Below are 23,048 nucleotides of genomic sequence, written 5' to 3'. Positions count from 1 at the left end.
AAACCGACCTTCACCATCAGCATCAAAGAGGCCCTGGACCAGGACCTCACCGTGCAGCTGACCGAAGGTAAGTCGGTGGTGATCAAGAAGGGCGAAACCTCGGCCATCTTCACTCACGACGCCCAAGGCGAAGACGTGTACGTCGACGCCGGCTCGCTGACTGTCAGCATCACCGGCACCAGCGTGCCGGATGGCCGCCAGTTCGAGAACCTGGTGGTCAGCAAGCCTTCGGCCTCGGTGGACATCAAGGACACCTCGAACGAAGTCATCGCCAAGCTGACCGCCACGCCTTCGGTAACCGAAGGCGGTGTGATCACCTACACCGTTACTCTGACCAGCAAAGATGGCCTGCCGATCAACAACCACGGCGCCCTGACCTTCACGCTGAGCGACGGCAAAACCGTCATCAACGTGCCGGCCAACAGTGCAACAGGCTTCGTCAACGTGGCTGCGCCGGATGATGTGTATATCGGCCAGACCTCTGTCGGCCTGGCGCTGCAGTCGGTAGGCGGCGCGGGTGCCAGCAAGTTCGAGCAGCTGACGCTGGACAAAACCACAGCCACCACCGTGGTCAACGACGAGCCAGGTGTCGGCACCCCAGGCACTGGCAACCAGGGCGATGTGACCACCATCGGTATCACCGGCACCACCTCGTTGACCGAAGGTGAAACCGGCAAATACACCCTCACCCTGAGCAGCCCGGCTAAAACGGAAGTCACCGTTACCCTGACCTACAGCGGCACCGCTAACGGCCAGGACTACACCGCGGTCACCACCGTGAAGATCCCGGCCAACAGCAGCAGCGTCACGTTCGATATCAAGACCATCGACGACAAGCTGGTTGAAGGTACCGAGAACTTCACCGTGACCATCGGCGCTGCCACCGGTGGCAACTTCGAAAACCTGCAGGTCGATAGCACCAAGGCGAGTGTCACCACCAACATCCTCGACAACGACCACCTGCCGGTTTCGACTGGCGGCGCGGTCAATGGCGTGGAAGACACCGACTATCTGTTCACCTGGAACGACTTCAAGGTCACCGATGCCGATGGCAACACCGGCCTGTTCGTGACCATCACCTCGCTGCCGGTCGACGGTAGCCTGAAGTTCTACAACGGCACCGCATGGGTCGATGTGAAAGCGGGCCAGGTCGTCAGCCAGGCCGACATCACCAGCAACTACCTGAAGTTCGTGCCGAAGGCGAACGAGTCGGGCACCGACGGCTATGGCGGCTCGGGCGTCGGCAACAAACAGGCTGACTACGCGCAGTTCAAGTACAAGCCGAACGACGGCACCAACTTGGGCAGCGAAGTGACCATGAAGGTCGACATCAGTCCGGTGGCCGACAAACCGACCCTGACGATTGGCAGTACCGATGTCGTGTCCAAAGGCCTGACCAAGGAAGTCTGGACCACCCTCAAAGGGCTGGGTACCGACGGCAACGGCATCACTGGCGACGCGCTGAAAACGGTCTTTGCCAACTCCGGCAGTGCTACCTCCAGTGGGACCACCACCAACGTGCAGTCCGATGGCAGCGTCACCGCTGGCACCGGTTCGAAAACGTCGGGCCTGCTGTTCCTGGAAGCCGGCAAGACCTACACCTTCAGCGGCATCGCCGATGACAGCCTGGTGGTCACCATTGGTGGCAAGACCGTGGTAACTGCGACCTGGGGCGCGGGTGGCCAGATTTCTGGCACCTTCACCCCAACGTCCAGCGGCTACTACCCGATCGAGGTTTACCACGCCAACCAATCAGGCCCTGGTAGCTATGACCTGAACATTCAGGCGGGCTCCGGTGCCGTCACCGACCTGAGCAGCAGTAACATCCCGATGTACCAGAACGTGACCGAGATGGCCAACGCTGGCCTGGGCGTGTCCGATCTGCACACCGTCAATGGCCAGAGCTACTACGACGGCTACAAGCTCAACGAAGGGCCGGAAGGTGGCTCGGTCAAGCTGGTCAGCATCAGCACCGGCCTGACCGACACCGATGGTTCCGAGACCTTGAGCGTGACCCTCAGCGGCATTCCGAAAGGGACTGTGCTGAGCGATGGCGCGGGCCACACCGTGACTGTCGGCGGTACGCCGGTGGACGTGACAGGCTGGAAACTCAGCGGCCTGACCCTGACCCCGCCGGCGTACTACAAAGGCACGTTCGACATCACCGTCACCTCCACGGCCACCGAAAGCCTCGGCGGTTCAGACAGCATCACCGGCAAGATCCCGGTCACTGTCTACGGCGCCACCTACAAGGCGACGGTGGGCACCTCGGGCGATGACACCATCAATGGCAGCGAAGGCAACGACATCATCGTCGCCGACGTGGCTGGCCTGAACGTGGTTGCGGGCAAGAACTACAACATTGCCTTCATGGTCGACAGCTCGGGCAGTATGAGCACCCAGTCCGTCGCTGCGGCCAAGGCGCAGTTGGCATCGGTGTTCCAGACGCTGAAAGCCAGCCTGGGCGCTGATACTTCGGGGACGGTGAATATCTTCATCGCCGACTTCGATACCCAGGTAAACAAGAACGTGGCGGTCAACCTTGCCGATACCGACGCACTGGCCAAGCTTCAGGCGGTGTTGGACTCGATGGTGGGTGGTTCAAGCTACGGCGGTGGTACCAACTATGAGGATGTGTTCAAAACCACGGCCAACTTCTTCAAGAGCACCATGGCTACCGGTAACAGCGGTGCAGAGAACCTGACCTACTTCATCACCGACGGTAAGCCGACTTATTACCAGACCAATGAAACGACCAACTACCGCCTGTGGAGCGGCGGCAAGTACCTGGATGACGTAGTCAACGTCAACAACTACAAGGTGGGTGACACCTTCAGTGTCTGGGCCGACGCAACGCACAAAGTTGAAATCAATAGCGAAGGCAGCCTCAAAGTGCTGACCTACACAGAAAACCGTTGGGGCAACCTGGTGCTTGATTCCACCCGCACGATCGGGACGATTCATGCTCAAGGGGATGGCACCTACGAGTTCTCCGGCCTGGGCGGTACCGGTTATGCCGATTCTTATAACTACTGGGATTCGGCGAACAACACGTCTGCCAGCTTCGCCCTCTTGGGTGGGACTAACGGTGTAAGCAAGGTGCAGGCAATTGGTTTGAACAGCGATGTCAGCCTGACTGACCTGAAGCCATACGACAGCGCCGGCAAGCCGCAGGCCAATATCGACCCATCCAACCTGGCCAGCGCGATCCTCGGGCATTCCGAGGCTACCCTGCCAGGCGCCGACAAGGTCGATGGCGGCAACGGCAACGACATCATCTTCGGTGACCTGATCACCCTCAACGGTGTCGTCAGCGAGGGCTACCAAGCCCTGCAGGCGTACGTTGCGCAGAAGAGCGGTGTCGAGGCCAGTGCCATCACCACCAACAATGTCCACCAGTACATCACCGAGCACTACACCGAGTTCGATATCTCCGGTGCCAACGACGGCAAGGATTTCCTGTCGGGCGGCAATGGCAACGACATCCTCTTCGGCCAAGGTGGCGATGACACGCTCGATGGTGGCAAAGGTAACGACATCCTGTTGGGCGGTACCGGCAAGGACATCCTGATCGGTGGCCAAGGCGATGACATCCTGATCGGCGGTAGCGGTGCGGACACCTTCGTGTGGAAGTCGGGCGATGTCGGCAACGACGTGATCAAGGACTTCAAGGTGGCCGAGGGTGACCGCATCGATCTGAAGGATCTACTTCAGTTCGAGAAGGGCAGCACCATCGACAACTACCTGAAGATCACCACGGTGGACGGCACCTCGACGCTGCAGGTCAGCAGCGAGGGCAAGCTCAACGCCACCGGTGGCCTGGCCAACGCCGATGTGACGATCAAGCTGGAAGGGGTCAACTGGTCCAATACCTCGATCAACTCGTTGATCAGCGGTGGCGACCCGACCATCCGTATCGATAACAAAGACAGCTGATGCCCAGCCCACCCGGGCGGTCGAAACGACCGCCCGGGTGGGTGCCGGCTCTTTCCTGCCTTCCCCTGACAGCGCATACTCGTGCGCCCGGGCCTGCGTGCCCGGGAATCTTTGCCTATGCTGCTGTCTACCAACAAGGAACCAACGTGACGAGGGACACCGCCATGTTCTACGTGCAACGCAACGCTAGCGGCCAGTTGCTGCGGGTAGAAGCAGCCTCTTTTGACGAGTTCACCGAAATACTCCCTGCTGACCATGCCGACGTTCAGGAATGGTTTGCCGACGACGAAGTGGAAAACAGCCTCAAAGAGCTCAAGCAAAGTGACCTGGACATGATCCGCGTGCTTGAGGACTTGATCGATGTGCTGACCGCCAAGGGTGTGTTCAGCATCACCGACCTGCCGGCCGGGGCGCAGGCCAAGCTGCTTAACCGTTCCAAGGCGCGCAAGGCGCTGGGCAGCCTGAACAACCTGATCGATGAAGAAGAGCAGGGCGGGTTGATCTGAGCGCGGATCAGCCCCGATCTACAGTGATATGGTTATTCATTAAAGATATTTAAAATATCTTTCTTATGACTTTATAGTTGCTTCCACTGCGTACCCGTCGACCAATCGATGCGCCGTACGACTTGAACCCACACGGGAAATCCCCGTGCGTTTCTGATCGTTGCGCGCCTTTGACGTCGCGCACTGCGTGGGAGTGAACCATGTCCGCCGCCTCGAACGCCTTGTCGTCCATCGACAGCGCCCAGCCGCAAAGCTTTGAAATCCGCCCGTTCTCCGGTGCCGTCGGTGCCGAGATCATCGGCCTGGACCTGACCCGACCGGTCAACGCCGAGGATTTCACCCAAATTCATCGCGCCCACCTTGATCACCATGTACTGGTGTTCCGCGACCAGCGCATCACCCCGGAGCAACAGATCAGCTTCAGCCGCCGTTTCGGCGAGCTGCAGATTCATGTGCTCAAGCAGTTCCTGCTGACCGGGCACCCCGAAATCCTGATCGTTTCCAACATCGTCGAAGACGGTCGCAACGTCGGCCTGGGCGATGCTGGCAAGTTCTGGCATTCGGACCTGTCGTATAAAGAGCTCCCCAGCCTGGGTTCGATGCTGCATGCCCAGGAGCTGCCCAGCGAGGGCGGCGATACGCTGTTCGCCGATATGCACAAAGCCTGGGACGCCGTGCCCGAAGCCCTGCGCAAGGTAATCGCCGGCCGCGACGCGGCTCATTCCTACACGGCCCGGTATGCCGAGACCAAGTTCGAAGGCAACTGGCGCCCGGCCCTCAGCGCCGAGCAATTGGCCCAAGTGCAGGAAGTGATCCACCCGGTGGTACGCACCCACCCGGAAAACGGCCGCAAGGCGCTGTTCGTCAGCGAAGGCTTCACCACCCGCATCGTCGGCCTGCCGGACGACGAAAGCCGCGACGTGCTGCAGCAGCTGTATGCCCTGAGCGTGCTCGAGCAGAACATCTACCGCCATCAGTGGCAGCCACACGACTTGGTGTTCTGGGACAACCGTTCGCTGATCCACCTCGCCACCGGCTGCCCCGCGCACCTGCGGCGCAAGCTCTATCGCACCACCATCCAGGGCGATGCCCCGTTCTGACGACTGAGGAAACACACCATGCGTAAATCCATCAGCCGCCTGGCGGCAAGCATTGGCCTGGGCGCGAGCCTGGTCGTCGGCAGCCTGGCGGCCCCCGCCGTGGCCCAGGCCGAAGGCAAAATCCGCATCGCGGAACAATTCGGCATCGTCTACTTGTTGTTGAACGTGGTGCGTGACCAGCACCTGATCGAAAAACACGGTAAAGAACAGGGCGTCGACATTGAAGTCGACTGGGCCCAGCTCTCGGGCGGCGCGGCCATCAACGATGCGCTGTTGTCCGGCTCGGTGGATATCGCCGGTGCTGGCGTTGGCCCGCTGCTGACCGTCTGGGACCGCACCAAAGGCCGGCAGAACGTGAAGGCGGTCGCCTCGCTTGGCAACTTCCCGTATTACCTGGTCAGCAGCAACCCGAATGTGAAGACCATCGCTGACATCTCCGAGAAAGACCGCATCGCCGTGCCAGCCGTGGGCGTCTCCGTGCAGTCGCGCTTCCTGCAGTACGCCGCCGCCCAGCAGTGGGGCGACAAGGAATACAACCGCCTCGACAAGTACACCCTGGCCGTACCGCACCCCGATGCCACGGCCGCGCTGATCGCCGGTGGCACCGAACTGAACGGGCACTTCTCCAACCCGCCGTTCCAGGACCAGGCGTTGGCCAACAAGGATGTGCACGTTGTGCTCAACAGCTACGACCTGCTTGGCCCCAACTCGCCGACCCTGTTGTTCGCCACTGAAAAATTCCGCACGGACAACCCCAAGACCTACAAAGCCTTCGTCGACGCGCTGGCCGAGGCCGCAGACTTCGCCCAGAAGGACAAGGCCGCCGCTGCTGACACGTACATCCGCGTGACCAAGGCCAAGATCGACCGCGATGTGCTGATCAAGCTGATCGACAACCCGCAGTACGAGTTCACGGTAACGCCGAAGAACACCTACAAACTGGCGGATTTCCTGTATCGGGTTGGCGCGATCAAGCACAAGCCGGAGTCGTGGAAGGATTACTTCTTCCAGGATGAACGCCCGTTGCAAGGGAGCTGATCGATCATGACCGCCCCATTGCCAGGCCACGCGGCCAGCAACCTGAGCCGTGTCGCCACGCCACCGCTGCTCTCGGTGGATAACCTCAGCCTCGAATACCGCACCGCGCAACGCGTGGTGCGGGCCACCCACCAGGTCAGTTTCGAAGTCGACCGCGCCGACCGTTTCGTCTTGCTGGGGCCTTCGGGCTGCGGCAAGTCCACCTTGCTCAAGGCCGTGGCCGGGTTCATCGAGCCCCAGGAAGGGCAGATTCTGCTGCAGGGCCAGCCCGTCAAAGGCCCCGGCCCTGACCGCATCGTGGTGTTTCAAGAGTTCGACCAGTTGCCACCCTGGAAGACGGTAAAGCAGAACGTCATGTTCCCTTTGCTGGTATCGGGCCAGCTCAAGCGTGCCGAGGCCGAGGACCGGGCACTGCACTACCTGGACAAAGTCGGCCTGGCCGCCTTTGCCGATGCCTACCCACACACCCTTTCTGGCGGCATGAAGGCGCGCGTGGCGATTGCCCGGGCCTTGGCCACCCAGCCGAAGATCCTGCTGATGGACGAGCCGTTCGCCGCGCTGGACGCGCTGACCCGGCGCAAGATGCAGGAAGAGCTGCTGCTGCTGTGGGAAGAGGTGTGCTTTACCCTGCTGTTCGTGACCCACTCCATCGAAGAAGCGCTGGTGGTCGGCAACCGCATCTTGCTGCTGTCGCCGCACCCAGGCCGGGTACGGGCCGAGGTACACAGCCATCAGTACGACCTTGGCAGCCTGGGCGCCGCCGATTTCCAGGCCAGTGCCCGGCGTATCCATCGCCTGTTGTTCGATGAGGCGGACACGCCCGAGCAGGCCGACGACCTTGGCTTCAACGATATCCGTATCGCCTACTGACAGGAGCTTCAGCCATGACCACTACACCTGTACGTCAGGAATACGAGGTGCAGCTGGAGCCGCTGCTCAGTGTGCCTCTGGAACGCCAACTGCCCTTAGCCCAGCGCTTGTGGCAGCAAGGCTGGCTGCGCAAGGCTGTCATCCTGGTGGTGATCGCCGCGCTGTGGGAGGCCGTGGCCCGCTATCAAGGCAACGACCTGCTGCTGCCAAGCTTTCTGCAAACCTCTGCTGCGCTGTGGGACGGCCTGCTCAGTGGCGAGTTGCCCGCCAAGGTCGGCGTGTCGCTGGTGATCCTGCTCAAGGGCTATGTGCTGGGTATTGTGCTGGCGTTCGGCTTGACCAGCCTGGCGGTGTCGACCCAGCTTGGCCGTGACCTGCTGGGCACCTTGACCTCCATGTTCAACCCCTTGCCGGCAATCGCCTTGCTGCCGCTGGCGCTGTTGTGGTTCGGCCTGGGCGACAACAGCCTGATCTTCGTGCTGGTGCACTCGGTGCTATGGGCGCTGGCGCTGAATACGTATGCGGGCTTTCTCGGGGTGTCCGAGACGTTGCGCATGGCCGGTCGCAACTATGGCCTCAAGGGCCTGCGCTTGGTGCTGCACATCCTGGTGCCGGCGGCCTTGTCGTCGATTCTGTCGGGCTTGAAGATCGGCTGGGCGTTTGCCTGGCGCACCTTGATTGCCGCCGAACTGGTGTTTGGCGCCAGCAGCGGCAAGGGCGGGCTGGGTTGGTACATCTTCCAGAACCGCAACGAGCTGTACACCGACAAGGTGTTTGCCGGGTTGGCGGTGGTGATCTTGATTGGTTTGCTGGTCGAGGGGTTGGTGTTCAACACCCTGGAGCGGCTGACCGTGCGGCGGTGGGGGATGCAGCGCTAGCCAGTAAGCCAGCCCCGGCCTCTTCGCGGGCTTGCCCGCGAAGAGGCCGATACAGGCTATGGATTCTGGTACTGAGCCGCCGCATTGCTCAGCATCTTGCCAATCTCTTCGCGCAACCCCTCTGGTTGCTCAACCACCACCCCATCCCCCTGGCTCAGCAGCCACCAACGCAGCGGCCAGCCATCGCTTACCGTGGCCCGCAACCGATGCCCATGCTCCAGCGCCGTCAGCTGCATGTCGCTGCTCAACGGCGCCTCGCGCAACTGCCGCGCCAAGGCATCACTGACCCGCGCCACCAGCTCTACCCCCTCGCCTTGGGCCGGCTGCAGCGCATCACCGCGCAAGTACGTCAGCAAGTCGAAATTGCCGCGCAGCTCGCCCACGGCACTCGACGACCAGTGCCAGCCGAACGGTATGCTCTTGTCATTGCGCTCCAGCGGAAAAATCAGCGACAACTCGTTGAGGTCGCGCTCAACCGTGCGTTTGCTGACATTGAACCCCACATCACGCAGGCGCCACACCAGCTCGGCGCTGGTGATGCCTGGGGAGCGGCTGGGCAGTTGGCGCAGCAGCGCCCACTGACGACTGAGGGTGGCGCGAGTGGTGGCGAACGGCAAAAGATAACGTCCTTGTCTAGGCTTGCCGCAATAGGATGGCGGCACGAGCGGGGCATGGCAATTGGCCACAGCCTGCTCAGATCAAGGAAGTCGCATTTGGTTGCCTCGTGCCGAATCGTTCGCGACAGGTTTTGTCGTGACGTCACGCAGAATCACGCCTCATCACAGCCGAGGTCGAGGTTGTGTGTCGTTCAATGAGGATGAACATGTCTGCTGCCAGCAATATCCATTCGCTGCTTGCCCGTCTTCTGCCAGAGCGGGTCATCGCCCCGCCAGCCCCTGCCGGGAGGCGTCATCGGCTGTTTGCCGGGGTCGGGCTGCCCAGCCAGCGGTCGTTGCTGGTCAGCCGCCTGGACGAGGCCAGCGATTTGCAGGGTGTGTACGCCGACTTGCGCCGCCAAGCGCTGCAAGGCAGCGTGGCCGCACTGAATGACCTCGGCTGGATCTGGCTCAATGGCAAGTACTGGCGTGCCGACACCGTGCTGGCCGGCCACCTGTTGCGCATGGCGGCCTTGCAGGGTAACGCCGCGGCCTGGTTCAACCTGGGCCAGCAGCATTACTTCGGCAAAGGCATCGAAACCTCCTACGTGCAGGCGGCCGAGTGTTATCGGCAGGCGTTTGACCGCGGCATGTTGCATGCTGCTGCCGCACTCGGTGACTTGTATGAAGAAGAAGTGTGCGATGGCGACCTGGACTGGCAGGTCGACCTGATACAGGCCTACCAATGGTTTTTGCGCGGTGCCCAGCGGGGCGAAGCGCGGTGCCGGTTCGAGGTGGGGTACCGGCTGATGCATGGCCTGTATGTGGAGGCCGATATCAAAGGCGCGCTGTATTGGCTTGAGTTGGCGGCTGCGGCCGGGGTGATGCAGGCGGCCGAGGAGCTGGCGGTGCACTTCAGCAGCCGCGACCGCGCGCGTTACCTCGACTGGCGCGACCGGGCCGTGCAAATGGGCAGCACGCTGGCGCTGACGATGAAGCTGGAAGACCAGGTCCAGCCCTGAACCTGTGCAGTGGGAGGTCGCGGGCCCTGTGGGAGCGGGTTTACCCGCGAAGCAGGCAACGCGGTACATGGCACCGGCTTCGCCGGTGTTCGCGGGTAAACCCGCTCCCACAGGGAATGTGCAACACAGTTGCTCTCGCGGGCTAAAGGCCACGCATGAACAGAATTTCACCCACGCTACCCGTCGCCCACTGTTGACGACAGGGGGAGGGCGAGGCGTATATTGATAGTTAGCAAACTATGAATATCCTTGGTTCCCTTCATGACCCTTGATCTCCTGCGCCTGCAAGTCAGCAGCGGCATGGTGGTTGCCGCTCGCCATTGGCGGCGCATCTGCCACGCGGCCCTGACTGGCTATGGCATTTCTGAAGCCTGCGCCGCGCCGCTGTTGATGATCGTGCGCCTGGGCGACGGTGTGCATCAGGTGGCGGTGGCCCAGGCCGCCGGCCTTGAAAGCCCGTCGCTGGTACGCCTGCTCGACCAGCTGTGCAAAGCCGGGCTGGTGTGCCGCAGCGAGGACCCTCTCGACCGCCGCGCCAAGGCCCTGAGCCTGACCGCCGAAGGCCGCGCCTTGGCCGAATCCATCGAAGCCGAGCTGGTGCGCTTGCGCCGTGAGGTGCTGCAGGGCATCGACCAAGCTGACCTTGAGGCCGCCTTACGTGTGCTGCGCGCGTTCGAAGCTGCCGGCCTCGGCACACCCGGCGGGGCAGCATGAACGGATTCTTCAGCTCGGTCCCCCCAGCCCGCGATTGGTTCTACGGCGTGCGTACCTTCGCCGCGTCGATGATCGCCCTATACATTGCCCTGCTCATGCAGCTGCCGCGCCCGTACTGGGCGATGGCGACCGTCTACATCGTCTCCAGCCCGTTCGTCGGCCCGACCAGTTCCAAGGCCCTGTACCGCGCCCTGGGCACCTTGCTCGGGGCCGGCGGGGCGATATTCCTGGTGCCACCCTTGGTGCAATCGCCGCTGTTGCTGAGCGTCGCCATCGCCTTGTGGACCGGCACCTTGCTGTTCCTCTCGCTGAACCTGCGCACCGCCAACAACTACGTGCTGATGCTGGCGGGCTACACGCTACCGATGATTGCCCTGGCCGTGGTCGACAACCCCACCGCGGTGTTCGATGTGGCCTCGTCGCGGGCTCAGGAAATCTGCCTGGGCATCGTCTGCGCGGCCGTGGTCGGTGCAATCTTCTGGCCGCGCCGCCTGGCCCCGGTGGTGGTCGGCTCGACCGGCAACTGGTTTGCCGAGGCGATCCGCTACAGTGATACCTACCTGGCCCGTGACGTCGCCGCCGACAAGGTGGGCGGCATGCGTGCCTCGATGGTGGCCACGTTCAACACCCTGGAAATGATGATCGGCCAGCTCGGCCACGAGGGTGCCGGCCCTCACACCCTGAAGAACGCCAGCGAGCTGCGTGGGCGGATGATCCACCTGCTGCCGGTGATCGACGCCCTGGACGACGCCCTGGTCGCCCTCGAAGGCCGCGCGCCCGTGCAGTTCGCCCAGTTGCAACCGTTGCTGGCCGAGGCCCGCGAGTGGCTCAAAGGCACTGCCGACGATGCCTCCCTGGCGCCCTGGGCCGCCTTGCACGAGCAGATCACCCGCCTGCAACCCAGCGCCGCCGCACTGGACCAGCGCGCCGGCCTGTTGCTGTCCAACGCCTTGTATCGCCTGACCGAGTGGGTCGACCTCTGGCAAGACTGCTGCACCCTCCAGCACGCCCTGCGCAAGGACGACGCCACGCCCTGGCGCGCCGCTTACCGCCACTGGCGCTTGAGCCGCCTGACGCCCTTCTTCGACCGGGGCCTGATGCTGTACTCGGTGTTCTCCACCGTCACCGCGATCATCGTCGCCAGCGGCTTGTGGATTCTGCTCGGCTGGAACGACGGCGGCAGTGCGGTCATCCTCGCCGCCGTGGCCTGCAGCTTCTTTGCCGCGATGGACGACCCGGCGCCGCAGATCTACCGGTTCTTCTTCTGGACGCTGATGTCGGTGATCTTCTCCAGCGTCTACCTGTTCCTGGTGCTGCCCAACCTGCACGACTTCCCGATGCTGGTGCTGGCATTCGCCGTGCCGTTCATCTGCGTCGGCACGCTGACCGTGCAGCCGCGCTTCTACCTCGGCACCTTGCTGACCATCGTCAACACCGCCACCTTCATCAGCATCCAGGGCGCGTACGACGCAGACTTCCTGACCTTTATCAACGCCAACCTGGCCGGCCCGGTGGGGCTGCTGTTCGCGTTCATCTGGACCTTGCTGCTGCGCCCGTTCGGCGTCGAGTTGGCAGCCAAGCGCATGACCCGCTTCGCCTGGCGCGACATCGTCGAGATGACCCAGCCCGCCACCCTGGCCGAACACCGCCAGGTCGGCGTACAGATGCTCGACCGCCTGATGCAGCACCTGCCGCGCTTGTCGCAGACCGGCCAGGACAGCGGCGTGGCACTGCGTGACCTGCGCGTGGGCCTGAACCTGCTCGACCTGCTGGCCTACATGCCCCGCGCCAACCCGCAGGCCCGTGAGCGCCTGGCCACGGTCATCGAGGAAGTCGGCGCCCACTACGCCGCTTGCCTGCGCGCCAACCAACGCCTGCACGCACCGGCCACGTTGCTGCGCAACATGGAGCGCGCGCGGCAAGGGCTGGCGCTGGACGACCACAACGACCGCGGCGATGCCCGCGTGCACCTGCTGCATGCCCTGAGTGGCCTGCGCTTGGCCTTGCTGCCTGGGGTCGAGGTGATGCTCGAACCGACCGAACAACCGCAACTGCCCCCCGGCATCGATGGAGCCCCACTGTGATCGGTGATCTGGATATCAGCGGGGTGTTCCTGCCCACGCTGCTGGTGATGATGGTGTTCACCTACCTGCTGTTTCTGGGCGTGCACGCCTTGCTCGTGCGCCTGCATTTTTACCGCCTGGTCTGGCACCGGGCTTTGTTCAACGTTGCCCTCTACGCCGTGATGCTGGGCGCGGTCGACCACTTTTGCCGAAACCTGATGCTGCCATGAAAAAACCTTTGCTGACCCTGGGCCGTGTGGTCCTGACCTTGCTGGTCGTGAGTTTCGCCGCCGTGCTCGTGTGGCAGATGGTGGGCTACTACCTGTTCGCCCCCTGGACCCGTGACGGCCACATCCGCGCCGATGTGATCCAGGTCGCCCCGGATGTGTCCGGGCTGATCCAGAAGGTCGAGGTGCGTGACAACCAGGTGGTCAAGCGCGGCGACGTGCTGTTCACCATCGACCAGGACCGCTTCAGCCTGGCCCTGCGCCAGGCCAAGGCGACCCTCGCCGAGCGCGAGGAAACCCTGGCCCAGGCTGCCCGCGAGACGCGCCGTAACCGCAAGCTGGGCAACCTGGTCGCGGCCGAGCAACTGGAAGAGAGCCAGTCCCGCGAAGCCCGCGCCCGCTCGGCGGTCAACGAGGCACAGGTGGCTGTCGATACTGCCCAGCTCAACCTTGATCGCTCGGTAGTGCGCAGCCCGGTGGACGGCTACCTTAACGACCGCGCCCCGCGTAACCACGAATTCGTCACCGCCGGCCGCCCGGTACTGTCGGTGGTGGACAGCGCCTCGTACCACGTCGATGGCTACTTCGAAGAAACCAAGCTCGGTGGCATTCACATCGGCGATGCCGTGGACATCCGCGTGATGGGCGACAACACCCGCCTGCGCGGCCACGTACAAAGCTTTGCCGCCGGCATCGAAGACCGCGACCGCAGCAGCGGCGCCAACCTGCTGCCCAACGTCAACCCGGCGTTCAGCTGGGTGCGCCTGGCCCAGCGGATTCCGGTGCGTATCGCCTTCGACGAAGTGCCGGAAGACTTCCGCATGATCGCCGGGCGCACGGCCACGGTGTCGATCATCGAGGACAAGCGCCCATGAAACGCCTGATGTTGGTGGGCATGGCCCTTTCCCTTGGTGCCTGTGCCCTGGTTGGCCCGGATTACGAAGTGCCGAAAGACGCGGCCGTGCAGCGCAGCGACCTCAACGGCCCGCTGCGCCAGGACGCCGACAGTGTGGTGTCGGCGCCGGTGCCCGAAGACTGGTGGCAGCTGTACCAGGATCAGCGCCTCAACCAACTGGTGCGCCAGGCATTGAGCGCCAATACCGAGCTGCGGGTGGCTGCGGCCAACATCGCCAAGGCCCGCGCCCAAGTCGAAGTGGCCGAATCGCAGGGCGGTTTCAGTGGTGGCATCAAGGCTGGCGCCCAGCGCTTGCAGGAGTCTGGCGAGGCCTTTTTGCTGCCCGAGAAGGTACCCGTGGCCAATATCGGTGAAGCCATCATCAGCGCCTCCTACCAGTTCGACCTGTGGGGCACGTTCAAGCGCGGCACCGAGGCGGCCAAGGCCAACGCCGACGCGGTGCAGGCCGCAGCAGACACCGCACGCATCACCCTGGTGGCGGATGTGGTCAAGGCCTACACCCAGGTGTGCTCGGCCAACGAGGAATACCACATTGCCCGCGAGTCGCTGGGCCTGCAGGAGCAAGGCGTAAAGCTGAACCAGCGCCTGCGCGATGCCGGCCGTGGCGACGAAACCCAGGTCACCCGCTCGCAGACCCAATTCAAATCCCTGCGCGCCGAACTGCCACGCTTCAAGGCCGAGCGCGAGACGGGCTTGTATACCCTCGCTGCATTGCTGGCCAAACCGGTCGAGCAGTTGCCCGCCGGCACCGCCGATTGCGCCGAACTGCCGCACCTGGCCCAACTGATCCCGGTAGGCGACGGTGCCGCGCTGCTCAAACGCCGCCCCGACGTGCGCCAGGCCGAGCGCCAACTGGCGGCCGCCACCGCATACATTGGCGTGGCCACGGGCGCGCTGTACCCGGACATCAGCATCGGCGCCCAGGTGGGCACCATCGGTATCCTCGAGAACCTTGGCGAGCCCTCCACCAACCGCTGGGGCTTTGGCCCACAGATCAGCTGGACCATCCCCACCAACGGCACCCGTGCCCGCATCCGCATGGCCGAAGCCTCCACCCAAGCGGCGCTGGCGCATTTCGACGGCGTGGTGTTGAACGCCATCCGCGAGACCCAGACCCGGCTGGCGCAGTACAGCGCCTTGCTCGACCGGCGTGATGCATTGGCCGAGGCAGAGAAGTCGGCCAAGGAAGCGGCGGACCAGACGCACCGGTATTACCAGGCTGGGCGTGAGTCGTTCCTGGCGGATTTGCAGGCGACGCGGACGTATACCGATATGCGCGCGCAGTTGGCGGCGGCGAATAGCCAGGTGGCGGTGGGGCAGATTGGGGTGTTTTTGGCGTTGGGTGGGGGATGGAAGGGGGGCGGCACGCCTTGATCGTTTTGAGGGGCGAAGGTGTTTGGCGATAGAGCTGCGGCGCCTATGAGATCGAGCGCCGCCCGCGCGGCGCTTCGCAGCACAAGGCTGCTCCTACATTTTTTTGGGCCAGTCACGCCTGTGAAGGCGGCGCGCGATCGCCTTGTTTGTAGGATTCGATATCGTGCCATGCACCAATGGGCCGCGCGCCGATGGGGCAGGAATAACTGGCCCGAAAAATGTAGGAGCAGCCTTGTGCTGCGAAGCGCCGCGCGGGCGGCGCTCGGTCTTGAGGGCGCCGAACCTCTAACGTCGAACACCCCGAATATGTAAGACATTTCCGAATCTGAAACCAAATGCTTCAGCTCTCGCTATCAGGCGAACTATCCTACGCGCCTGTCGGAAGGTGCTGTCTAGGCGGGGAGATGCCCCAGGAATAATGTCCTAGGGTCGCCTCGCAAGGCGATCGGGCGTGAGACACCCGGTTTGCATTCGGTAGCACCGCTTCATGGCGGTCGTGCGCGGGCAGGCTTAGGCCTGGCCGGGGTTACCGTATGTCCCGGGTCTCACTCCGTGCACGACTGCCACCCAATTCCGTGAGACGAGGAGGACGGTAGTTTTTTCTTTCCGCATACGGAGCCCCACCATGAAAAAAATCGTCCCCGACCCACCGCCCGCAACCCTCCTTCTGCTCGACCCACCCCTCATCACACTCCAAGACCCTCCCTGCGCCGAAACGTGCGACCTGCTGATCCGCGCCCTGACCCTGACTGTGGAGCAGACCACCTCCGCCCTGCTAGACAGTAGCCCTGGCCTGATGCGTGATGCGATGGGTATGAACATCCGCCTGTTGTGCCGGATGATCAACGCCTTGTGCGACCACACCCGCGCCAGCGCCTGAGCCGAGGACCAACACAATGCGCGACGATCCCACAGCGTCTTCCACCGCAGGCGAGGAAACCTTCGACCTGTTCCGCCTGCAACCTGACGTCCCCTTCAACCACGCCTTCTCTCAGCTGTCCGTACTGCTCGGCTGCATCCGCCACCTGACCACCGAAGCGGAAATGGAGAATGACCGCGTTGCCGGCAGTGCAGCGCGGATTCTCAGCGAGATGGCCAAGGCATTGATCGACGATATGGAGCGGGGGATGAACAGGGTGCATTGAGTGCACTAGCGCCAAGGCAGCGAGTGAGTGCGCTCACTCCTGCTTGGCTTCGGCCCGTTGTGTCGCAAGGATGTGTTGCGACTGCTGTTCGATGAAGTCGAATACCTCGACCGGAACGGTGTATTGGTATTGCTTGCGCCGGTTCCTGGATACGATGCCATCATTGGTTAGGCACATCATCACCAGGTTGGCCAAGTCGCTGCCACGGACATCATACTGATTGTCCACTGCCCGATAGACAGCGTCGTAACTGGCCAGGAAATCGACTTCCTTTTGCAGTTCCACTTCAAGGGCCATTCTGGCCATGTCGAGCGTGAAGGCCACGCACGGCGTCGCATCCCAATAACGATAGACGGCTTCGTGGCCTTTGAACTCGAAGCTGTATTTGCCGAAATCGATCCACTGAACTTCCCAGAAGTCGCGAACTGGCCTTGAGAACGACTGTAATGCCTCAAGGTAGCGCAACTCTTGGTGTTTCATGGCCACTGACACAGGCAGCAGCAGCCCATTTTCCAACGCTCCGGCCCGGCACAACGCTTGGTGAATGAGAAAGCGGGACAGACGCCCATTGCCATCCAGGAAGGGGTGTATCAATACGAAGCCGAACGAAATGATGGCGGCACACACCAGCGGGTCAATCTGCGACGGCGCTTCATTAGCGAAACCCATCAGGCTTTCCATCAACTCTCTGCACAATGCTGGAGGCGGAGGAAGGTAAGTCACCCCTGCCGCGCCCTGTGAACTGTCTGAAAGATAGTTTTGCTCATGCCTGAACGCTGCCGCTGAATCGAGGGGGTTGGAGAGGGTGGCATTCTGTAGTGCCACCAGATATTCCTCTGTAAGGGGCTGGCGTTCATGAGCTTGGCGCAGGAGTTGGATAAAACGTCGCGATTTACTCTCTGAGGGCGCCTCTCGCTCAATGGCAAATGAGTCTTTGGTTTCGTGCAGATAGGCCCAATTGAGTGCGCGGTCCATCATCACCGGCGGTAGCTCCGCCATGAAAGCTTTTGCTCTTGAGAGTATGTCGTGCTCAAGCAACCCTGTGATAACGGGCGTGCGCTCGACCGTCGCACAATAGGTAAAGTCACCCAGGCCGTTGAACTCGATACGCCACTTCTGATTACGAGGGCCAGGCCTGGTGATATAGCGTTGCGGGTCGAACAGCGGAGCGTAAGGCACCCGTATGCGTGCCGCTTGGTCAAGCTGTTTACCTGTGAACATTTCCCATAAATAGCAGGCTTTTCTGACGTAGATACCGTTAGGTGCCTGTGTGAAGGCTGACTCAAAGTGCTCGGCCGGGATGAAGGGTAAAGCTTGAGCAAGCACCGCAAGGTTGATCCCTTCGTGTTTCAGTGCGAACAGCACATGTTCGAGAAGGTTGTCAGGTTCTGGTGCCATGGCGGCGGGGACGGCCAGTGTGTGGCCGATAAGCTGAACGCGTGTGACAGGCTCGATGACTGCTTTGTAACGCAGAGGAACTGCGGTCAGTTCCAGGTGATGGATCAGGCGTGAGTAGCCGACGGCCCTCATCTTGAAAATCCTCACATCGGTTTCATCGGGCAAATTTTTTCTCACTCTACAAGGAAAATTGTGATTTTCTGCGTATTGCTCAATTTTTTTCTCACTCGAGTACGTAATGGTGACAGCTTTCCTGGGGCTGCCCTTCCTTGAATATGCCGCAAGATTTTTCATGAAATCCGCTGGTGAGCCTTGAGCAAAGGAAAGTGGAAGTGAACAATGTTCTCTTTCGCATTCCCTCCGAGACTGGCCATGAAAACCCGTTCCCGTCTGCTTGCCTGGCTGACTGCTTTACTGCTTGGCCCAGTGCTGGCGCTGTGCAGCACCGTGGTGCTGGCCGAAGCCCCCGTCGAGGCCGCCAAGGCCTTGCACCTGCTCGATTACATCGGTGCCGACTACCCGCCGACCGTGCGCGATGGCAAGGTGATCGACGAGGGTGAATACCGCGAGCAACAGGAATTCACTGCGTTACTGGCCGAACTGGTCAAAGGTTTGCCGGCGCATGCTGAGCAAACGGCACTGGAGCAGGGCGTAGAGGGGTTGCGCCAGGCCATTGAGCAGCGTCATGAAGGCGCCGCCGTTGCCCGTCAGGCCCGCCAGTTGGGCGCGCGCCTGGCGGTGGCCTACGAGGTTAGCCAGGCCCCGGTGATTACCCCGGACCCGGCCCGCGGGGCCTCGCTGTATGCGCAGAACTGCTCGATCTGCCATGGCGATACCGGCGCCGGCGATGGCCCGGCCGGTGTCGGCCTGGAACCGCCGCCCGCTAACCTGCGCAGCGCCGAGCGGCTTGACCAATTGAGCCTGTTCGACCTGTACAACACCCTTGGCCTGGGCATCGAAGGCACCGAGATGCCAGCGTTCGCCGATCAACTCGATGAGCGTCAGCGCTGGGACGTCGCTGCCTATGTGGCAAGCTTCACGGCCCAGCCTGAAGCCGCCAAAGGTGACAAGGTCTGGAACCTGGCCGACCTTGCCCGCCAGACCCCGGCTGAAGTCGCGGCCAACGAAGGCGCCACTGCACTGGACGCGTTCCGTGCCCAGCGTGCCCAGCCGCCGCAGGTCAAACGCGGCCCGGCGCAGTTGCTCGAATACACCGCCAGCACCCTGGATAAAAGCCTGGCCGCCTACCGCGAAGGCGATCACGACCAGGCGTATGACCTGTCTGTGGCCGCGTACCTGGAAGGGTTCGAGCTGGTGGAAAGCTCGCTGGACAACATCGATACCCAAGCGCGCAAAGACACTGAAAAATCCCTTATGGCTTACCGCCAGTCACTGCAGGACGGTTTGCCAGTGGCCCAGGCTGAGCAGCGCCTGACCGAAGCCAAGACCAAGCTCAGTCAGGCCGCCAAACTGCTGGGCAGCGATGGCCTGAGTTGGTCGCTGAGCTTCATTTCCGGGCTGTTGATTCTGCTGCGCGAAGGCCTTGAAGCGATTCTGGTGCTGGCAGCGGTCCTCGCCTTCCTGCGCAACACCGGCCAGCAGTCGGCTGTGCGCAGCGTGAATATCGGCTGGGGGCTGGCGCTGGTTGCCGGCTTTGCTACCTGGGCCCTGGCGGCTTATGTGATCGACGTGGGCGGTGCCCAGCGCGAGCTGCTGGAAGGCTGCACGGCGCTGTTTGCTGCGGTCATGGTGCTGTGGTTGGGGGTATGGATGCACGACCGCCGCCACGCTGCGGCCTGGCAGGACTACATCAAGAGCAGCCTGGTCAGTGGCGGCGGGCGCTTTGGCTTTGCCATGCTGGCGTTCTTCTCGGTGTACCGCGAGCTGTTCGAGGTGATCCTGTTCTACGAAACCCTGTGGCTGCAGGCGGGGCCTGCCGGGCATCAGGCGGTGTTGGCAGGGGGCGCCACGGCGCTGGTGCTGCTGGTGGGGTTGGCGTGGGTGATTTTGCGCGGTTCGGCCAAGCTGCCGCTGTCGCTGTTCTTCAGCATCAACGCGGCGCTGTTGTGCGCGCTGTCGGTGGTGTTCGCCGGGCACGGCGTCAAGGCACTGCAAGAGGCCGGGGTGCTGGGCACGCGGCCGGTGGCGTTCTTCGAGTTCGACTGGCTGGGCATTCATGCCGATGCCTACTCGCTGGCAGCCCAGGCGGTGGCATTGCTGGCCATCGTGTTCCTGTACGGGCGCTCGCGGTTGGCCGAGAAGCGCAGGGCGGCGGCCAGCTAAGGCCGCCCTCCTGGTATACCTGTTCGATCAGGCCGGTTGTGGCGCCTTGAGAATGTTCTGCAGCAGTTGAACACTGTCGACGGCGTCATGACCCAGGCTGGTCAGGTAGCCACCATCGGGTTGATCGGTCAGCCCTTTCTCGAACAGGCGCTGAGCGGCCGCGATCAGGGCAGGGGAGGCGTGGCTGTTTATCTTGATGCCTTCCTGGCTGCTGTCGTGCTTGAACAGCGCGAGGACTTCCAGTTCGGCGATCAGATCGGGGGTAAAGGACATGGCGACTCCTGACTTCCAGACGAGGATGGCGGCACCGTCATCGGTGCCTGACCTTCGAGTGTAGTCGGGTTATTCGTCGTCGCCTTGATCCATCTCAGGTGGCAGCTCGGGCAGGGCGCGCAGGGCGTTTTCATACCACTCGCTATTGAAGGCGCGGTCTTCCACCAGCATGTTGTCGATCTCGAAGGCCAACACATGGGCCATCAGGTTGAGGATGTCCTCGCGCGCGTAGCCGACCAGGGTGAGCTTGTTGAAGGTGGCTTTGGCGGCCGGCGGCTCGCCGCTTTCGATCTGGTTCTCGATGGCCTGGGTCAGCGTTGCTTCGGCGAAGGCTTCGTCGTCATTGTCGATGTCGGTGGGCTCGCTCATGGCGGTACTCCTGTGATGGGGCATACAGTTTGCCACGCCTGTGCTGGCAATGTCCGGTCATCGACCGGGTGCATGACGCTGGTCAGGCGCTGGCGCAGGGGCTATAAAAGCCGGGCCATCCCCATACGGCCTGGAGGCTGTTACCCCATGCTCAAGCTTCACGGATTCTCGGTCAGCAATTACTACAACATGGTCAAGCTGGCGCTGCTGGAAAAAGGCCTGCCTTTCGAGGAGGTCACCTTCTACGGCGGCCAGGCGCCCAAGGCACTGGAAGTCAGCCCGCGGGGCAAGGTACCGGTATTGGAAACCGAGCACGGCTTTATCAGCGAAACCAGTGTGATCCTCGACTACATCGAGCAGACCCAAGGCGGCAAGGCACTATTGCCAACCGACCCGTTCGAGCAGGCCAAGGTGCGTGAGCTGCTGAAGGAAATCGAGCTGTACATCGAGCTGCCGGCGCGTACCTGCTATGCCGAGTCCTTCTTTGGCATGGCGGTGGAGCCGTTGATCAAGGAACGCGCCCGTGCCGACCTACTGGCAGGCTTCGCCACGCTCAAGCGCAATGGGCGCTTCGCACCCTATGTGGCGGGTGAGCAGCTGACCATTGCCGACCTGATGTTCTGCTTCTCGGTCGACCTGGCCTACGCGGTGGGCAAGAAGGTGCTGAACCTCGACTTCCTCGCGGACTTCCCCGAGGCCAAGGCATTGCTGCAGCTGATGGGCGAGAACCCGCACATGGCGCGGATCGTGGCAGACAAGGAGGCGGCGATGCCGGCCTTCATGGAGATGATTCGTAGCGGCAAGCGATAACTGTAGCTAGCGCTGAACCTGTAGGAGCAGCCTTGTGCTGCGAAGAGGCCGGTGCAAACACCTTAGATCCATGGTGTTTGCACCGGCCTCTTCGCAGCACAAGGCTGCGCCTACAACAAGCAGTTAGCGCGAAGCCAGCAAGGCTTGGCCGCGCACCACGGCCGCACGCACCTGCGCCGGTGCGGTACCACCAATGTGGTCACGGGCATTGACCGACCCTTCCAGGGTCAGCACAGCGAACACGTCCTGCTCGATCTGGTCGCTGAACTGGCGCAGTTCGTCCAGGCTCATCTCGGCCAGGTCCTTGCCAGTGTCCACGCCATACTTCACCGCGTGGCCGACGATTTCGTGGCAGTCACGGAACGGCAGGCCACGGCGTACCAGGTAGTCAGCCAGGTCAGTGGCGGTGGAGAATCCGCGCAGGGCCGCTTCACGCATGATCGCGTGCTTGGGCTTGATGGCCGGGATCATGTCGGCAAAGGCACGCAGCGAGTCGCGCAGGGTATCGGCGGCGTCGAACAGCGGTTCCTTGTCTTCCTGGTTGTCCTTGTTGTAGGCCAGCGGTTGGCCTTTCATCAGGGTCAGCAGGCCCATCAGGGCGCCGAACACGCGGCCGCTCTTGCCACGTACCAGCTCCGGCACGTCTGGGTTCTTTTTCTGCGGCATGATCGAGCTGCCGGTGCAGAAGCGATCAGGCAGGTCGATGAACTGGAACTGGGCGCTGGTCCACAGCACCAGCTCTTCGGAGAAGCGCGACAGGTGCATCATCGCCAGGCTCGCGGCAGCGCAGAATTCGATGGCGAAGTCACGGTCCGAAACGCCGTCCAGCGAGTTGCCCGATACGTCCTCGAAGCCCAGCAGCTTGCAGGTGAGCTCGCGGTCGATCGGGTAGGTGGTGCCGGCCAGCGCGGCGCTGCCCAGGGGCATGCGGTTGGTGCGCTTGCGGCAGTCGATCAGGCGCTCGTAGTCGCGGCTGAGCATTTCGAACCAGGCCAGCAAGTGGTGGCCGAAGGTGACCGGCTGGGCGGTTTGCAGGTGGGTGAAGCCGGGCATGATGGTCTCGGCTTCACGCTCTGCCTGCTCCAGCAGGCCCTGTTGCAGGCGGGTGATTTCGGCCAGGATCAGGTCGATCTCGTCGCGCAGCCACAGGCGGATGTCGGTGGCGACCTGGTCGTTGCGGCTGCGGCCGGTGTGCAGCTTTTTACCGGTGATGCCGATGCGATCGGTCAGGCGTGCCTCGATGTTCATGTGCACGTCTTCAAGGTCGACGCGCCAGTCGAAGTTGCCGGCCTCGATCTCGCCCTGGATGGTCTTCAGGCCATCGATGATGGTGTCGCGCTCGGCATCGCTGAGCACGCCGACCTGCGCCAACATGGTGGCGTGGGCGATCGAACCCATGATGTCGTGGCGGTACAGGCGCTTGTCGAAATCGACCGAAGCGGTGAAACGGGCGACGAAGGCGTCGACGGGCTCACTGAAGCGGCCGCCCCAGGACTGATTGGTCTTGTCGGTGCTCATGGATTCACTCAT

21 protein-coding genes are annotated in these 23,048 nt (G+C 62.5%); 16 read left to right on the top strand and 5 right to left on the bottom strand.

From position 1 onward, the window contains the following. From QOS90_RS18060 to QOS90_RS18035, 6 genes are all read left to right on the top strand, one after another. Positions 1-3,936: immunoglobulin-like domain-containing protein (locus tag QOS90_RS18060; protein ID WP_143491095.1), on the top strand; the 3,936-nt coding region annotated here is incomplete at its 5' end. 164 nt (positions 3,937-4,100) lie between these two features. After that, entirely contained in the window at positions 4,101-4,442 is a 342-nt protein-coding gene (locus tag QOS90_RS18055; protein ID WP_027595105.1) for a hypothetical protein, read from the top strand. 200 nt (positions 4,443-4,642) lie between these two features. Next, complete coding sequence (locus QOS90_RS18050) at positions 4,643-5,542, top strand: TauD/TfdA dioxygenase family protein (protein ID WP_085273907.1); 900 nt, start codon at positions 4,643-4,645, stop codon at positions 5,540-5,542. 18 nt (positions 5,543-5,560) lie between these two features. Continuing rightward, positions 5,561-6,580 carry an ABC transporter substrate-binding protein gene (locus QOS90_RS18045; protein ID WP_085273906.1) on the top strand — a complete coding sequence of 340 codons (1,020 nt, stop codon included), beginning with the start codon at positions 5,561-5,563 and terminating at the stop codon, positions 6,578-6,580. A 6-nt stretch (positions 6,581-6,586) separates the two neighbouring features. Further along, positions 6,587-7,450, top strand: coding sequence for an ABC transporter ATP-binding protein (locus tag QOS90_RS18040; RefSeq protein ID WP_085273905.1), 864 nt, complete (start codon positions 6,587-6,589; stop codon positions 7,448-7,450). Between the two features lie 14 nt (positions 7,451-7,464). After that, positions 7,465-8,328, top strand: a complete 864-nt coding sequence (locus tag QOS90_RS18035; RefSeq protein WP_085273904.1) for an ABC transporter permease — start codon at positions 7,465-7,467, stop codon at positions 8,326-8,328. Between the two features lie 56 nt (positions 8,329-8,384). Here the strand turns inward: QOS90_RS18035 and QOS90_RS18030 are convergent, their stop codons facing one another. Next, on the bottom strand, positions 8,385-8,945 hold the full coding sequence (locus QOS90_RS18030; protein WP_027595110.1) for a WYL domain-containing protein: 561 nt from the start codon (positions 8,943-8,945) through the stop codon (positions 8,385-8,387). A 206-nt stretch (positions 8,946-9,151) separates the two neighbouring features. On the opposite strand from QOS90_RS18030, the gene QOS90_RS18025 reads away from it, so the two are divergent. The 8 genes from QOS90_RS18025 to QOS90_RS17990 all read left to right on the top strand — a co-directional run bounded on the left by QOS90_RS18025 (position 9,152) and on the right by QOS90_RS17990 (position 16,385). Beyond that, positions 9,152-9,946 (top strand): tetratricopeptide repeat protein, encoded by a 795-nt coding sequence (locus QOS90_RS18025; RefSeq protein ID WP_085273903.1) that lies wholly within the window; start codon positions 9,152-9,154, stop codon positions 9,944-9,946. A 261-nt stretch (positions 9,947-10,207) separates the two neighbouring features. After that, a complete protein-coding gene (locus tag QOS90_RS18020; RefSeq protein ID WP_085273902.1) occupies positions 10,208-10,660 on the top strand; it encodes a MarR family winged helix-turn-helix transcriptional regulator in 453 nt (150 codons plus the stop codon). Further along, on the top strand, positions 10,657-12,744 hold the full coding sequence (locus QOS90_RS18015) for an FUSC family protein (protein ID WP_027595113.1): 2,088 nt from the start codon (positions 10,657-10,659) through the stop codon (positions 12,742-12,744). The genes QOS90_RS18020 and QOS90_RS18015 overlap by 4 nt, the downstream gene beginning before the upstream one ends. After that, the gene (locus QOS90_RS18010) at positions 12,741-12,953 is read left to right on the top strand and encodes a DUF1656 domain-containing protein (RefSeq protein WP_027595114.1); all 213 of its coding nucleotides are present in this window, start codon (positions 12,741-12,743) and stop codon (positions 12,951-12,953) included. Before QOS90_RS18015 ends, QOS90_RS18010 begins: the two co-directional genes overlap by 4 nt. Further along, positions 12,950-13,825, top strand: a complete 876-nt coding sequence (locus QOS90_RS18005; protein ID WP_085273901.1) for an efflux RND transporter periplasmic adaptor subunit — start codon at positions 12,950-12,952, stop codon at positions 13,823-13,825. The genes QOS90_RS18010 and QOS90_RS18005 overlap by 4 nt, the downstream gene beginning before the upstream one ends. Beyond that, complete coding sequence (locus tag QOS90_RS18000; protein WP_085273900.1) at positions 13,822-15,240, top strand: efflux transporter outer membrane subunit; 1,419 nt, start codon at positions 13,822-13,824, stop codon at positions 15,238-15,240. The genes QOS90_RS18005 and QOS90_RS18000 overlap by 4 nt, the downstream gene beginning before the upstream one ends. Positions 15,241-15,865: 625 nt before the next feature. Further along, on the top strand, positions 15,866-16,120 hold the full coding sequence (locus QOS90_RS17995; RefSeq protein ID WP_027595117.1) for a hypothetical protein: 255 nt from the start codon (positions 15,866-15,868) through the stop codon (positions 16,118-16,120). A 16-nt stretch (positions 16,121-16,136) separates the two neighbouring features. Beyond that, positions 16,137-16,385: a DUF3077 domain-containing protein gene (locus tag QOS90_RS17990; RefSeq protein ID WP_027595118.1), complete on the top strand. Its 249-nt coding sequence runs from the start codon at positions 16,137-16,139 to the stop codon at positions 16,383-16,385. A gap of 33 nt (positions 16,386-16,418) precedes the next feature. Here the strand turns inward: QOS90_RS17990 and QOS90_RS17985 are convergent, their stop codons facing one another. Beyond that, positions 16,419-17,915 (bottom strand): Fic family protein, encoded by a 1,497-nt coding sequence (locus QOS90_RS17985; protein ID WP_027595119.1) that lies wholly within the window; start codon positions 17,913-17,915, stop codon positions 16,419-16,421. A 207-nt stretch (positions 17,916-18,122) separates the two neighbouring features. Here QOS90_RS17985 and QOS90_RS17980 point away from each other — a divergent pair, with 207 nt between their 5' ends. Next, complete coding sequence (locus tag QOS90_RS17980) at positions 18,123-20,066, top strand: cytochrome c/FTR1 family iron permease (RefSeq protein WP_085273899.1); 1,944 nt, start codon at positions 18,123-18,125, stop codon at positions 20,064-20,066. A 27-nt stretch (positions 20,067-20,093) separates the two neighbouring features. On the opposite strand, the gene QOS90_RS17975 is transcribed toward QOS90_RS17980, so the two are convergent. Together QOS90_RS17975 and QOS90_RS17970 are read right to left on the bottom strand one after the other, a co-directional pair. Further along, entirely contained in the window at positions 20,094-20,339 is a 246-nt protein-coding gene (locus QOS90_RS17975; protein WP_027595121.1) for a TIGR02647 family protein, read from the bottom strand. A gap of 69 nt (positions 20,340-20,408) precedes the next feature. Further along, the gene (locus QOS90_RS17970) at positions 20,409-20,708 is read right to left on the bottom strand and encodes a hypothetical protein (protein WP_027595122.1); all 300 of its coding nucleotides are present in this window, start codon (positions 20,706-20,708) and stop codon (positions 20,409-20,411) included. Between the two features lie 147 nt (positions 20,709-20,855). Here QOS90_RS17970 and QOS90_RS17965 point away from each other — a divergent pair, with 147 nt between their 5' ends. Next, complete coding sequence (locus QOS90_RS17965) at positions 20,856-21,518, top strand: glutathione S-transferase (protein WP_085273898.1); 663 nt, start codon at positions 20,856-20,858, stop codon at positions 21,516-21,518. A 123-nt stretch (positions 21,519-21,641) separates the two neighbouring features. Here QOS90_RS17965 and argH read toward each other — a convergent pair whose 3' ends face one another. Next, the gene (argH, locus tag QOS90_RS17960; protein WP_085273897.1) at positions 21,642-23,036 is read right to left on the bottom strand and encodes an argininosuccinate lyase; all 1,395 of its coding nucleotides are present in this window, start codon (positions 23,034-23,036) and stop codon (positions 21,642-21,644) included. Positions 23,037-23,048 lie beyond the last annotated feature (12 nt).

The organism is Pseudomonas sp. LAIL14HWK12:I10 (assembly GCF_900184205.1).
In the GTDB taxonomy this organism is placed as follows: Bacteria; Pseudomonadota; Gammaproteobacteria; order Pseudomonadales; family Pseudomonadaceae; genus Aquipseudomonas; species Aquipseudomonas kermanshahensis.
The sequence above is the reverse complement of the archived record's forward strand: the minus strand, read 5'-3'. Positions and strand labels throughout refer to the sequence as shown.